This window comes from Enterobacter sp. PTB (assembly GCF_051130085.1).
GTDB lineage: Bacteria > Pseudomonadota > Gammaproteobacteria > Enterobacterales > Enterobacteriaceae > Enterobacter > Enterobacter ludwigii.
Genome location: NZ_JBDKEE010000003.1, coordinates 120496 through 133234 on the forward strand (window position 1 = coordinate 120496; position 12739 = coordinate 133234).

General features: G+C 54.2%; 13 protein-coding genes. 4 read left to right on the forward strand and 9 right to left on the reverse strand.

The genetic code is table 11. The features are described 5' to 3' along the window. Positions 1-56: 56 nt before the first annotated feature. The 9 genes from ldtE to AAIR21_RS04790 form a co-directional block, all read right to left on the reverse strand. Positions 57-1070, reverse strand: coding sequence for a L,D-transpeptidase LdtE (ldtE, locus tag AAIR21_RS04750; protein WP_183516424.1), 1014 nt, complete (start codon positions 1068-1070; stop codon positions 57-59). Positions 1071-1167: 97 nt separating this feature from the next. Beyond that, positions 1168-1584, reverse strand: a complete 417-nt coding sequence (gene sufE, locus AAIR21_RS04755; RefSeq protein WP_149376631.1) for a cysteine desulfuration protein SufE — start codon at positions 1582-1584, stop codon at positions 1168-1170. Positions 1585-1598: 14 nt separating this feature from the next. Next, complete coding sequence (gene sufS / locus AAIR21_RS04760) at positions 1599-2819, reverse strand: cysteine desulfurase SufS (protein WP_032681180.1); 1221 nt, start codon at positions 2817-2819, stop codon at positions 1599-1601. Further along, the gene (gene sufD, locus AAIR21_RS04765; RefSeq protein ID WP_138613817.1) at positions 2816-4087 is read right to left on the reverse strand and encodes a Fe-S cluster assembly protein SufD; all 1272 of its coding nucleotides are present in this window, start codon (positions 4085-4087) and stop codon (positions 2816-2818) included. Before sufD ends, sufS begins: the two co-directional genes overlap by 4 nt. Further along, positions 4062-4808: a Fe-S cluster assembly ATPase SufC gene (gene sufC, locus AAIR21_RS04770; RefSeq protein ID WP_020884365.1), complete on the reverse strand. Its 747-nt coding sequence runs from the start codon at positions 4806-4808 to the stop codon at positions 4062-4064. The genes sufD and sufC overlap by 26 nt, the downstream gene beginning before the upstream one ends. A gap of 9 nt (positions 4809-4817) precedes the next feature. Beyond that, on the reverse strand, positions 4818-6308 hold the full coding sequence (gene sufB / locus AAIR21_RS04775; protein WP_020884366.1) for a Fe-S cluster assembly protein SufB: 1491 nt from the start codon (positions 6306-6308) through the stop codon (positions 4818-4820). An 8-nt stretch (positions 6309-6316) separates the two neighbouring features. Beyond that, the gene (sufA, locus tag AAIR21_RS04780; protein ID WP_008500631.1) at positions 6317-6685 is read right to left on the reverse strand and encodes a Fe-S cluster assembly scaffold SufA; all 369 of its coding nucleotides are present in this window, start codon (positions 6683-6685) and stop codon (positions 6317-6319) included. Between the two features lie 313 nt (positions 6686-6998). Then, the gene (locus AAIR21_RS04785; protein WP_020884367.1) at positions 6999-7727 is read right to left on the reverse strand and encodes a MerR family transcriptional regulator; all 729 of its coding nucleotides are present in this window, start codon (positions 7725-7727) and stop codon (positions 6999-7001) included. Positions 7728-7915: 188 nt separating this feature from the next. Further along, entirely contained in the window at positions 7916-9136 is a 1221-nt protein-coding gene (locus AAIR21_RS04790) for a diguanylate phosphodiesterase (protein ID WP_025204373.1), read from the reverse strand. A 340-nt stretch (positions 9137-9476) separates the two neighbouring features. Here AAIR21_RS04790 and ycgZ point away from each other — a divergent pair, with 340 nt between their 5' ends. The 4 genes from ycgZ to fdhF all read left to right on the forward strand — a co-directional run bounded on the left by ycgZ (position 9477) and on the right by fdhF (position 12692). After that, on the forward strand, positions 9477-9716 hold the full coding sequence (gene ycgZ / locus AAIR21_RS04795; RefSeq protein ID WP_020884368.1) for a regulatory protein YcgZ: 240 nt from the start codon (positions 9477-9479) through the stop codon (positions 9714-9716). A 4-nt stretch (positions 9717-9720) separates the two neighbouring features. Beyond that, a complete protein-coding gene (locus AAIR21_RS04800; protein WP_020884369.1) occupies positions 9721-10041 on the forward strand; it encodes a hypothetical protein in 321 nt (106 codons plus the stop codon). A 29-nt stretch (positions 10042-10070) separates the two neighbouring features. Then, the gene (locus AAIR21_RS04805; protein WP_014169732.1) at positions 10071-10349 is read left to right on the forward strand and encodes a biofilm development regulator YmgB/AriR family protein; all 279 of its coding nucleotides are present in this window, start codon (positions 10071-10073) and stop codon (positions 10347-10349) included. Between the two features lie 192 nt (positions 10350-10541). Then, positions 10542-12692, forward strand: a complete 2151-nt coding sequence (gene fdhF, locus AAIR21_RS04810) for a formate dehydrogenase subunit alpha (RefSeq protein ID WP_183516426.1) — start codon at positions 10542-10544, stop codon at positions 12690-12692. Positions 12693-12739: the final 47 nt, after the last annotated feature.

The window sequence follows — 12739 nt, forward strand, 5'->3', positions numbered from 1 at the left end:
ACCTGTTAATAAAATGGCGCACATTGTGCGCCATTTTTTTTGTCTGCGTCAAACCCCTACTGCGTCACCTTCTCACCGTCATTTTCCGCGACTACAGCGGATGTCCGACTGTTCTGTACTGACAACACGTTCTGACGCGCTGACGCGCCGTTATCGGCCGACACGGCTACCGGGATCCCCGCGCGGCGTGACAAGGCTTTATCGATAAGCGCTTTATCACTTCCTGACTGCGAGACAAACGTCGCAAAGTCTGCGGAATGCGAAATGGGTGTCATCTGGGGGTTTTCACCCTCAACCTGCGCCAGCGGACGATGCACTTCAATATAGCGTTTACCGTCAGGCTCAACGGAGAACTTCACCGGCTCATTAATGATTTGCACCCGCGTGCCGACCCGCACCTGCTCAAACAGCGCTTTGATATCCGGCGCGTTCATGCGCATACAGCCGGAGCTGACCCGCAGGCCGACGCTGTCCGGCGCACTGGTGCCGTGGATCAGGTATTCCCCGTGCCCCACGCCTAAACGCAATGCAAAGCGTCCTAGCGGGTTATTTGGCCCGGCCGGGACCACGGGCGGTAATTTAATACCCTGCTCCAGAGAGCGCGCTCTGATGCCCGGTGTTGGGGTCCAGGTAGGATTAGGGATCTTCTGGCTGACCCGGGTGGTGGTGACCGGCGTTTCAAGTCCCAGTTGCCCAATGCCGAGCGGGAAAACCTGAACGATGTTTTCGCCCGGCGGGAAGTAGTAAAGCCGCAGCTCCGCCAGGTTCACGACAATCCCCTCACGGGGCGTGTCGGGCAACAGCATCTGCGAAGGGATCGTGATCACCGTCCCCGGCGCAGGGTTTACCGGCGCAATAGTATTATTGGCTTCAAGGATAAGCTGTGCTGCAGTATTAAACCGGCGAGCGATGGTCTGAAGTTTATTATCCTCTTCCTGTATCGTGTAGGTTTGATTTTGCCCAATCAGACGGCTGCCTGCGGGCGGCAACGGGTAATCCATCGCGCGGGCCGAATTAAGAGCACCGAGCGAACCCAGGAGTAATAGAGTTATTAGAGACGCGCGCTTCATGCTGAGATTCCTTATTCACTGGCCGGATGCCAGAAAGCTGAAAAACCAGCGAGGCGGGAACCACCTCGCGAAACAGAATGAATGCTGTTCTGTTAGTCTAGCTAAGGATTGCAGCTTTGGCGCGGATGGCGCGAATCATCGCTTCCAGCCCCTGGGAACGGGACGGGGTGAGGTGTTGGGTCAGGGCCATTTTTTCAAACCACGGGCGGACATCAAAAGCGACAATATCCTGCGCTGACATCTGGTGATAGAGAATAAATACCACCGCAATAAGCCCTTTCACAATAGCGGCATCGCTGTCGCCCTGTAATTTGATCACGCCGTCGCGCGTCTGCTCCATCACAATCCAGACCTGGCTCTGACAGCCCTGAATAATATTTTCCGGGTTGTGTGCCTCTTCGCTGAGCGGCGGTAAACGCTGGCCCAGTTCAATGATATAGAGGTACTTCTCTTCCCAGTTTGCGCAACGCCCGAAGTTACGCAGTAATTTTTCTTTATCCGGCAAATCTGCCATCTTTCGCCTCTCCGTTAGCCCAGCAACTGGTGAATGCGTTTAAGCCCCGCCACCAGCCTGTCGACCTCTTCCGTTGTGTTGTACATCACCAGCGATGCGCGGCACATCGCCGGCACCTGGTAAAACGCCATCAACGGCATAGCACAGTGGTGTCCGGTACGCACGGCCACGCCGTAATTATCGAGGAAACTGCCCACATCGTATGCATGGTGTTTACCGAGATTGAACGCAATTACCCCCTGGCGGTCCGCCGGGCCATACAGGGTCAGCGCCGGTACGCTGGCAAGCTCCTGCAGCGCGTAGTGCATCAGCAGTTGTTCGTACTCCTGAATCGCGTCAAGGCCAACAGACGTGACATAGGCGATGGCCGCCCCCAGCCCGATAATCCCGCCGGTATTCGGCGTGCCAGCTTCAAAGCGCCACGGCGCGCGTGCGTAGGTGGTCCCCTCCGAGAGACTGACGGTCGCGATCATCGAGCCGCCCCCCTCCCACGGCGGCATCGCCTGCAGAATATCTTCTTTCACGTACAGCACGCCAATTCCGGTCGGCCCATAGAGTTTGTGCCCGGAGAAGACGTAGAAATCGCAGTCCAGCGCCTGGACGTCGACCGCGTGGTGCATGACCGCCTGCGCACCATCAATCAGCACCTTCGCGCCAGCCTGGTGGGCTTTCTCAATAATCGCTGCCACCGGGTTCTCGGTTCCCAGCACGTTAGAAACCTGGGTCACGGCCACCAGCCGCGTACGCGCATCCAGCAACGCGTCAAGTTGCTCAAGCTGCAGGGTGCCATCAACGTTCAATGGGATCACCCTCAGTTGCGCACCAACACGCTCACAGAGCATCTGCCACGGCACGATATTGGCATGGTGCTCCATCTGGGTGATGATGATGTTATCCCCCGCGTGGACCTGCGCGTTGCCCCAGCTGTTGGCGACGAGGTTGATCCCCTCGGTGGTACCGCGCACAAACACCAGTTCCTCTGGCGAGCGTGCATTGAGGAAAGCGGCGATTTGGGTACGCACATTTTCCATACGCTGGGTCGCCTCCGCACTCAGGGTGTGGATCCCCCGGTGCACGGCGGCATAACCGTGGCGGTAGAATTCCGCTTCCGCTTCGATCACCTGATTCGGTTTCTGCGCGCTGGCCGCACTGTCCAGATACGCCAGGGGCAGACCGTTCACTTCACGGGTCAGAACCGGAAAATCTGCCCGTACTTTCTCTACGGGAAAACTCATGCTTCGCCTCCAGGCAGACGCTGCCCGATACGGGCCAACACCTGCTGTTTTAACAGGCCATCGTGCAGCGCTTCCGTCAGTTCAGCGGCAAACGCATAGATAATCATTTGCTGCGCCGCCTGCTGGTCGATACCGCGGGAGCGTAAATAGAACATCTGTTCGTCATCAATTCGCCCGACCGTCGCGCCATGGCTGCACTTCACGTCATCAGCATAGATTTCAAGCTGTGGTTTGGTGTCCACTTCCGCCAGGCGTCCCAACAGCAGGTTGTTGTTGGTCATCTGCCCGTCGGTTTTAATCGCGTGCTGCGCCACGTTAATCAGGCCGTTAAACACCGCTCGCCCTTTGTCGCTGACAATGGTTTTGTGCAGCTGGCGACTGTTACAGTAGCCTTTGTTGTGCTCAAGCCAGGTGCGTGTATCGCACACTTGCGTTTTAACCGGCATCGCCAGGCTGTTGATGCGAAGCGTTGTATTCTCGCCGTTAAGCTGCGTGCTGGTGTTGTGGCGCAGTACCGCGCCGCCCAGCAAAAAGCTGTGGCTGTATGCCGCGGCATCTTGTCCAAGCAGCATGTCGTTATGTGCAAAGTGGTGGCTATGCGGGTTTTCAAACGCCAGTTTGATATGGTGAAGCTGGGCATTGGCGGCAACATGCATTGTCAAACGCGCCCCGGTAAAGTGCCGGGCCTCGTTGAGGCTGACGTAATGCTCAATCACCGTGGCCTCCGCCCCTTCCGCCAGCTCAAGATGGTGGCGGTAGTGAGCAGTGTTGATCTCGTCGCCGTCTGCTCCCTGGGTGATGTGCATCAGCAGCAGCGGTTTTACCGGACGCTGGTTACGCTTAACGCGAATATGCGTCACGCTCCGCGCCAGGCTCTCGGTGAGATGCAGGAAGACCTCGGGCTGTACCGGGGTGCTCAGGCTCTGACGGTCATCGTTAATGGCAATCTCAAATCCACAGTCCTGGGTGCTGTCACTCAGTTCAGGGCGGAACTGACCATCGACGAAGACCAGACGCACGGCATCCACGGTCAATGCCAGGGCATCGCGCTGCGCCGGGCTGATGTCTGCCAGGAGGGTGACAAACTCCCCGTTCAGCAGGCCATCAAGCGGCGTGTATTTCCAGTTCTCCTGCTTGCGTGACGGCAAACCGAGACGCAGCATCTGCTGCAGGTGCTGTTGCGCCTGTTCCGAGCGCGTATTGCCCTGCGCTTCAAACAGACGGTGCCACTGCTGGAGCGCATTACTGCTGTTCGGTAAGCCAGCCATAACCCTGCTCCTCCAGTTGTTTAACCAGCGTGAAATCACCGGATTTCACAATACGCCCCTGGTAAAGCACATGGACGTAATCCGGCTTGATGTAATCCAGAATACGCTGGTAGTGAGTGACGATGATGAACGCGCGTTTGCCGTCGCGCAGGGAGTTCACCCCATCGGCGACAATCTTCAGGGCATCGATATCCAGACCGGAGTCGGTCTCATCCAGAATACACAGTTCAGGCTCAAGGACCGCCATCTGCAGAATGTCGTTACGCTTTTTCTCACCGCCTGAAAAACCGACGTTGACCGAGCGGGTCAGCAGGTCTTCCGGCATTTTCAGCAACTTAATCTTCTCTTCCATCAGGTCCTGGAAATCAAAGCGGTCCAGCGCCTCCAGTCCGCGATATTTACGTACCGCGTTCAGCGCCGTTTGCAGAAAGAACTGGTTACTCACCCCCGGGATCTCCACCGGATACTGGAAGGCCATAAAGATACCTTCACCGGCCCGCTCTTCCACCGACATCTCCAGCAAATCTTTGCCGTTAAACTCGACCGACCCGTGGGTCACTTCGTAATCTTCGCGTCCTGCCAGCGTCGCGGAGAGCGTACTTTTCCCGGAGCCATTGGGCCCCATAATGGCGTGGACTTCACCCGGTTTGACGTCAAAATTGAGACCACGCAGGATCTCTTTGTCTTCCACGCTAACCTGTAAATCTTTAATACTTAACATGTGCTTTCCTTAACCGACGCTGTGTTCAAGACTAATGGCGAGGAGTTTCTGGGCTTCAACGGCAAATTCCAGCGGCAGTTCAGAGAACACATCCTTACAGAAGCCGTTCACAATCATTGAGATGGCATCCTCCTCACTGATCCCGCGCTGCAGGCAGTAGAAGAGCTGATCTTCCCCAATACGTGACGTCGTCGCCTCGTGCTCAAGCTGGGCGGTATTGTTACGGCATTCAACGTACGGGAAGGTGTGTGCCCCGCAGTCTGCGCCAATTAACATTGAGTCACACTGGGTAAAGTTTCGGGCATTGGTGGCCGTCGGCATGATTTTGACCAGCCCACGATAGCTGTTCTGACTGTGCCCGGCGGAGATGCCTTTGGAAATAATGGTCGACCGGGTGTTTTTACCGATGTGGATCATCTTGGTACCCGTATCTGCCTGCTGATGGCCGCTGGTCAGCGCCACGGAGTAGAACTCACCGATCGAGTTATCCCCACGCAGAATACAGCTCGGGTATTTCCAGGTGATCGCAGAGCCGGTTTCCGACTGGGTCCAGGACATTTTGCTGTTTTCGCCTTCGCACAGCGCACGCTTGGTCACGAAGTTCAGAATACCGCCGGTGTTGCCATCGCCCGGGAACCAGTTCTGCACCGTGGAGTATTTCACCTCGGCATCTTTATGGATGATGACTTCAACCACCGCGGCGTGAAGCTGGTAGCTGTCACGGACCGGTGCAGAGCACCCTTCAATGTAACTGACGTAGCTGCCTTCATCGGCCACCAGAATGGTGCGTTCGAACTGACCGGTTTTTTCCGCGTTGATGCGGAAATAGGTCGACAACTCCATCGGGCAGCGAACGCCTTTTGGCACGTAGATAAAGGTGCCATCAGACGCTACCGCCGCATTAAGCGCGGCAAAAAAGTTATCGTTACTTGGCACCACGGTGCCGATGTACTTTTTCACCAGCTCAGGGTGCTCGTGAATCGCTTCGCCGAAGGAGCAGAAAATAATCCCCTGTTCTGCCAGTTTTTCACGGTAGGTTGTCGCCACTGAGACGGAGTCAAAAATGGCGTCCACCGCCACCTCTTTCCCTTCGCGAACGGGCACACCCAGCTGGTTAAACGCCTCTTCCACTTCTTTGCTCAGGAAGCTGTTGTCCGCACCGGTTTGCTGCACCGCGCCAGGCTGTGAGGCGCAGGTGTCGTCGCAACTCCCGCAGGATGGCGCAGAGTAGTAGCTGTAATCCTGATAGTTCAGCTTGTCATAATGCGCTTTCAGCCAGTGAGGTTCCTCCATTTCCAGCCACGCCCGGAAGGCGCTCAGCCGAAACTCCAGCATCCACTCAGGTTCATTACGCTTGGCCGAGATCGCCCGGACGACATCTTCATTGATGCCTTTCGCCAGTTCATCGGTCTGCAGCTGGGTAAAGAACCCCTCTTTATAATTGAGGTGGCCGCCACTCCAGGTGTTAACATCACTCGTTGCTTCAGTATTACGAGACATAGTACCGCCTATACCCCAAAGCTTTCGCCGCACCCACATTCGTTCTGGGCTTTCGGGTTATGAAATTTGAATAACTGGTTTAAACCTTCACGTACGTAGTCCACTTCCGTGCCGTCAATAAACGGCATGGCCTGCAGGGCGACATACAATTTTGCGCCGTCAGTTTCGAATACCAGATCATCCTTCTCGGGTTCTGTGACGGTATCGAGCACGTAACCGAATCCTGCGCAGCCGGTCTGTTTCACCCCCAGGCGCACGCCGAGGATCTCTGGCTTTTTCGCCACCAGTTCGTGAATATGTGCCGCCGCCGCTGGCGTGAGCGTTAAGCCACGCCAGGCGAAGTCGGCAGGATTGAAGGTTTCTGAATGCAGTTCCATAGGTCCACCTCATCTAATAAGCCCCAGGGCATAACACCATGTTAGTGATAACGATTATCACTTCAACCCTCTGTCAGCAGGGGCATTGGGCTAAATCGCCCTTTTTGCATACTTTTATTAAGCATAGACCCTGTCAGCGGATGCGGGCGGGATGGATTTAATTGTTCAATACTTTGAAAAATAATGGGTTATCGAATCAGAAAAGCGGAGTAAAGGGGAAAAATAAAATATGCATCGGAAATGCCTATTTTTAAGATAGATTTTATCCAGGGGAACGACGAGCAAAAAAAAAGGCCTTCAAGGCCTGCGGAAATTAATGATGAAAGGAGACAACAAAACCCTGTTCACGCCAGTGGTCAAGCAGTTCCTGCTGACGCGGCGTCGGCGCTTTACCGGTCCAGACGAAAATTCTTTGCCCAGGGAAAAGCTCCGGACGAGGGGAATCAATCGGGTCGGCCAGCACGTCAATATGCCACCCCTTCTGTGCCAGACGCGCAGCCTCAAGCCACAGGTGGGTGCGGTCATCGCACTCCCAGCCAATAAGCAGAGCATCTTTACCGGCTTTCTTACGTGACTCCGCCAGGCTTGCGACAGCAAATTCTATCAGCACACCGTCAAGCAGGCTCGCCATATGACGCACCGTATTTTGATCCTGATTCATTCGCTGACGAACGGGAGAAATAATATTATCGATAAGCGCATCCATCGCGTGATCGCGGCGGAATTCGCCTATTTTGGCGCGCAGCTTTGCCGGGCTGGCATAACGCAAAACCGTCATCATCTCTTCCTGGATTGATGCCCAGTTACCCTGAGTCATCACTTCTTTGTTTTCCAGCAAGCCTTTGACTTTGCCGACCGAAACGCCGCTTTTCATCAGGCGTTTGATCTCTTCAATACGCAGGATATCTTCATCGTCAAACTGACGATGGCCCCCTTCGCTTCGCTGCGGCTTCAACAATCCATAACGGCGCTGCCAGGCACGCAGCGTAACGGGGTTGATACCGCATCGTTCGGCCACTTCGCCGATACTGTAATAGGCCATTAACTCCCTCACGCTTAGAACTTCCATACCCAACCAGACCAACCTTATCAGATTGTACAAACCATTTGTATAACTAAGGCCTCTTTTTGAGCGGGTGAAGGGTATACAAGTTCCTTCACCCGTTAATGTATTGTTGTACAAATTTTGCCGCGCGTACAGTCAAGCTTGCAGGTTTATGTACAGCTTTCTCAAAATTCAAACTTCTTCTCTGGCCACGCGATCGCCGGAATTCCCCCGTGACGCGGGCTGGCAAACAGGTGCCCCTGGAACTGGGAAATGCCTGCAGACTCCAGCCACATCCACTCTTCAGGCTTCTCAACGCCGACGGCACAGAACTGGATCTCCAGCGAGGAACAGCAGGTGATAATCGCCTGAATGATGGCCTGCCGCGGGCCGCTTTTGTGCACATTCGCGACCAGATCGCGGTTAATCTTAATTCTGTCAGGCTGGAATTGCGCCAGTAACTGCAGACCGGCAAAACCGGCACCAAAGTGATCGATGGTTACGCTGATACCGGCACTTTTTAGCTGCCTGACCGAATGGGTAAACTCTTCAAAACGGGAAATCGCTTCGCTCTCGGTGAATTCCACCACAATCTGCTCCGGCACAAAGCCATTCGCGTCAATGGCCGTCAGCAGGAAATCCACGGCGCCAGGCACGTTGACCAGCGTCATGGGCAGCAGGTTAATGGATAATGTCTGATCCTGTAATCCTAGTGCGCTCGCCATGGAGAGCGCAACCTGCTTGCTTTTCAAATCAGAGGCGTACACCTCTTCACGAGGAATTTGGGCAAAATAGGCCCCGGGCGATTCACCGGTGGGCGTGCGGATCAAGGCCTCCCAGGAGACGACCTGCTGCATAAACGGATCCACGATAGGCTGGAACGCAAAGCTGCAATCCGCGCCTTTAGCCACCACCTCCGGTTGCGCCGATAAAGGCGTCTCTTCCGGGATAAAATCCCAGGCATCTGCAGGGGGCAGTTCAAAATAGTTGGCTTTCTCCGTGGCCTCCACGAAGGTGCGGAAAAACTGCAGGGCGCGATCGCTATATGTCAGTTGATACCTGCTGGTGCCTTTGTCGAGAACCTGCTGAAGCACCTCTTCCCTGTCGAACTGACGCAAGTCAAAAAGCTCCATGCCAACCTTGCCGAAGCGTCGGGAGGGGCCGTGATCGCGCATCAGCTCCACCACGTTATGGTGGCGCGTGTCCTGGCAAATCTGCTCGTAAATGGATGAAACGTTTTCCGCTGGGCCTTCGAGCAACTGAAAAAAATGCGTGCCGTTAAACAGCAAGATCCCCGTGACATTGGATTGCCGGTTTTTACTATTTGCAGCAGCTACCATGTTTTCCAGCGCTTTCACTGGAACGTCCTCGCAGATATGACTGCGGTATATGATGGTTGTAAGCATGCTTATCCTGAAGGGGGTTAGGGGTTGGCCACAAAACACGTCGGTAAACATCTGTTATAGCATATTAATTACGTGACAAATAATTTACATCTCAACCATTTACGACACCTAATGCAACCGTTTCCTGCGTTGTACAACTTATCCATCACCGTGCGTATTGTACAATATATTCTGTAACGGAAACGCTTCATTTTTATGACTCAACAGACTGATAAACATAGAATTTATAAAATATATCACAATTATTTTAAAAAATTGTACATTTTCTATGTACAGATTTGGAAATTGTGTATACCTTAAATGTAACGTTAGTGATTACATTTTTTTACAGGAGCGAAACATGCAGCAGAAGGACTATGTCGCAGATTCAGCAGCAGCGATCGCGCACTACTTCGAGAAGGCCGCGCTTCCTACCCAACAGGAGACGCTCGGTCAGGTCGTGGTTGAGATTCTTAGCGACGGGCGAAATCTGAATCGCAAATCGCTCTGTACCAAACTCTTAAGCCGCCTCGAAAAGGCCGATGGGCCTGAAGAGGAACAGCATTACCACATGCTGCTTGGTCTGCTTTTCGAACGGTAATGTTATGAACAGCAGTGATGCAGACCGACTGATTGACCAGCTTATCGGTGAAGCCGTTCTTTCTCTTTTGAAAGAGCGAGGCCCCGTCACAACCGAAGCTCTGGTTCAGCGTCTGCGGGATATGAAAGCGCATGAAAAGGATCCCCAGCGGCGGGAGACACTTGCGATGGTGATTGCCGACATCGGTTCAAACAACATCGCCCTGAAACGTCGCAGAACCGCGCAAGGACGAACCGATAGAGAGGGATCTCTCAACGTTAAAAGAGACAATGTAGTGCCGTTATTTGGAAATGGAAAACCGTCCGATCCCAGAAAAATACATTGACTGCAATTTTACAGCTACGGTGAGAACAAATGAGACAAAATATTCAGCTTCAACCCGAATACCATTCCGCTTTTTTAGAAAGCGCGCTGTCGGAATATTTCCGTCACGCAGGCGATCGTTTTGCTGAAGAGTCCGCTGTTTTTTCTACTGCAGTACGCTGTGTTCTGGCTTCTGAAGGACACCTGTCCAACAAAGCGATCATTTTGTGGCTGATCCAGACGCTGGAATCCACAAACGACGTTGTGCAGGCAGATGTCATTCGTAAGACCCTGGAAATCGTTGTGGGTCACACCATGGACGATCTCTAAAAACCCTCCCCTCTGTGAAGGCTAACGTGTCATCGTCAAAACTGACGATCGGGCTGACGATGACACCTTCCCTCCTCGTATAACACCCTGTAAAACCTACAAAGTAAATGTGGCATGGTTCCTGCTTACTCCCGTTTACGGGACTGGGCTACCCAGTCAACTTTGCTTCATTTCTTAACAGGTCTGTTATTGATGAAAAAAATCGCCAGCGTCTGCCCCTACTGTGGTGCAGGCTGCAAATTAAACCTTGTCGTCGAAAATAACCGTATCCTCCGTGCCGAAGCGGCCGAAGGCGTAACAAACCAGGGCACCCTGTGCCTGAAAGGCTTTTATGGCTGGGACTTCCTGAACGATACGCGTCTGCTTACCCCCCGTCTGACTCAGCCCATGATCCGCTACCACAAGGGAGAGGCTTTTACCCCCGTCACCTGGGAAGAGGCGATCCGCTATACCGCCCATAAACTCAGGAGCATAAAAGAGCAGTATGGCCCGCGGTCCATCATGACCACCGGTTCCTCCCGGGGAACAGGGAATGAAACGAACTATGTGATGCAAAAATTTGCCCGTGCGGTGCTGAATACCAACAACGTGGACTGCTGCGCGCGCGTCTGTCACGGCCCTTCTGTTGCCGGGTTACAGGAAACCCTCGGCAACGGTGCAATGAGCAATTCCATTAACGATATTGAAAACTCAAAATGCCTGCTGGTGTTTGGCTATAACTGCGCCGATTCGCACCCCATCGTCGCCCGTCGGGTCTTAAAAGCCCGCGAAAATGGCGCGAAAATCATCGTCTGCGATCCCCGTCGCATTGAAACCGCACGCATTGCCGACCAGCACCTGCAGCTGAAAAACGGCAGCAACATGGCGCTGGTCAATGCGTTTGGCTATGTCCTTCTGGAAGAGGAGCTGTACGACAAAAACTACGTCGCTCGCTTTACCGAAGGGCTTGACGCTTATCGAGAAACGGTTAAAGACTACGCGCCCGAAAACGTCGAACATCTCACCGGCATTCCAGCCCGGGATGTGCGTCAGGCGATGCGGACGTTCGCGGCTGCGCCTTCCGCCACCGTCATGTGGGGCATGGGCGTAACGCAATTTGGTCAGGCTGTAGACGTGGTCAAAGGTCTCTCCAGCCTGGCGCTGCTGACCGGAAATCTTGGTCGACCTGCCGTCGGCGTTGGGCCAGTACGTGGTCAAAACAACGTTCAGGGCGCATGTGATATGGGCGTTCTGCCCAATATGTTCCCGGGGTATCAGGACGTTACGGACCCGGCGGTCCGGCAGAAATTCGCCACTGCCTGGGGAATCGATGTCGGGATTATGGACAAAGAGGTTGGAACGCGTATCACCGAAGTCCCTCACCTTGCGCTGGAAGGTAAGGTAAAAGCCTATTACATCATGGGCGAGGATCCGCTGCAGACTGAAGCCGATCTGGGGCTGGTGCGCCGCGGTTTTGAAGCACTCGATTTTGTGGTGGTTCAGGACATCTTTATGACGAAAACGGCGGAAGTGGCGGATGTTCTGTTACCTGCCACATCGTGGGGAGAACACAGTGGCGTCTTTACCTGTGCCGACCGCGGTTTCCAGCGTTTCGGTAAAGCCATTGAGGCCAGCGGCAACGTGAAACGGGACTGGGAGATCATCAGCCTGCTTGCTACCGAAATGGGCTACCCGATGCATTACGCATCCAACCAGCAGATCTGGGACGAGATGCGCGAGCTCTGTCCGCTGTTCTATGGCGTGACATACGAAAAAATGGGTGAAATGGGCCATGTGCAATGGCCGTGTCCAACGCTCGATCACCCGGGGACGCCGTATCTCTATAAAGATAACCAGTTCGATACGCCGAGCGGCAAAGGCCAGCTTTTTGCGGCAGCCTGGCGCGCGCCAGCCGAGATCCCGGACGAAACGTATCCGCTGGTGCTCTGCACCGTGCGTGAGGTCGGCCACTACTCCTGCCGGTCAATGACCGGCAATTGCGCCGCGCTGCAAAGCCTTGCCGACGAACCAGGCCGTGTACAAATGAACCCCCTCGATGCGGACAGCCTGGGCATTAAAGACGGGCAGCTGGTGTGGGTGCATTCCCGTCGGGGCAAAGTCATTACCCGTGCCAGCATCAGCGAGCGCATCAACGCCGGTGCGGTTTATATGACCTACCAGTGGTGGATTGGCGCCTGTAACGAACTGACGCAGGATAACCTTGACCCGGTCTCCAAAACCCCAGAAACCAAGTATTGTGCGGTTAAGCTTGAGGCGATTGAAGACCAACGCTGGGCGGAAGACTTTGCGGCGTCGTCTTATCAGACCATGAAGACGCGGTTAATCACGGCAGTAAACGTCTGAGGAAAAAGAGGCTCGCCACGGCGAGCCTCTTTATACGTTTGCTTATA

What these genes read in the sequence shown, in the direction of transcription:
- AAIR21_RS04800 (WP_020884369.1), top strand. Translation starts at nt 9,721, where the DNA reads ATGAACAGCAGTGATGCAGACCGACTGATTGACCAGCTTATCGGTGAA.
- sufD (WP_138613817.1), bottom strand. Translation starts at nt 4,087, where the DNA reads ATGGCTGGCTTACCGAACAGCAGTAATGCGCTCCAGCAGTGGCACCGT.
- AAIR21_RS04785 (WP_020884367.1), bottom strand. Translation starts at nt 7,727, where the DNA reads ATGGCCTATTACAGTATCGGCGAAGTGGCCGAACGATGCGGTATCAAC.
- sufA (WP_008500631.1), bottom strand. Translation starts at nt 6,685, where the DNA reads ATGGAACTGCATTCAGAAACCTTCAATCCTGCCGACTTCGCCTGGCGT.
- fdhF (WP_183516426.1), top strand. Translation starts at nt 10,542, where the DNA reads ATGAAAAAAATCGCCAGCGTCTGCCCCTACTGTGGTGCAGGCTGCAAA.
- AAIR21_RS04805 (WP_014169732.1), top strand. Translation starts at nt 10,071, where the DNA reads ATGAGACAAAATATTCAGCTTCAACCCGAATACCATTCCGCTTTTTTA.
- sufE (WP_149376631.1), bottom strand. Translation starts at nt 1,584, where the DNA reads ATGGCAGATTTGCCGGATAAAGAAAAATTACTGCGTAACTTCGGGCGT.
- ldtE (WP_183516424.1), bottom strand. Translation starts at nt 1,070, where the DNA reads ATGAAGCGCGCGTCTCTAATAACTCTATTACTCCTGGGTTCGCTCGGT.
- sufC (WP_020884365.1), bottom strand. Translation starts at nt 4,808, where the DNA reads ATGTTAAGTATTAAAGATTTACAGGTTAGCGTGGAAGACAAAGAGATC.
- sufS (WP_032681180.1), bottom strand. Translation starts at nt 2,819, where the DNA reads ATGAGTTTTCCCGTAGAGAAAGTACGGGCAGATTTTCCGGTTCTGACC.
- AAIR21_RS04790 (WP_025204373.1), bottom strand. Translation starts at nt 9,136, where the DNA reads ATGCTTACAACCATCATATACCGCAGTCATATCTGCGAGGACGTTCCA.
- sufB (WP_020884366.1), bottom strand. Translation starts at nt 6,308, where the DNA reads ATGTCTCGTAATACTGAAGCAACGAGTGATGTTAACACCTGGAGTGGC.
- ycgZ (WP_020884368.1), top strand. Translation starts at nt 9,477, where the DNA reads ATGCAGCAGAAGGACTATGTCGCAGATTCAGCAGCAGCGATCGCGCAC.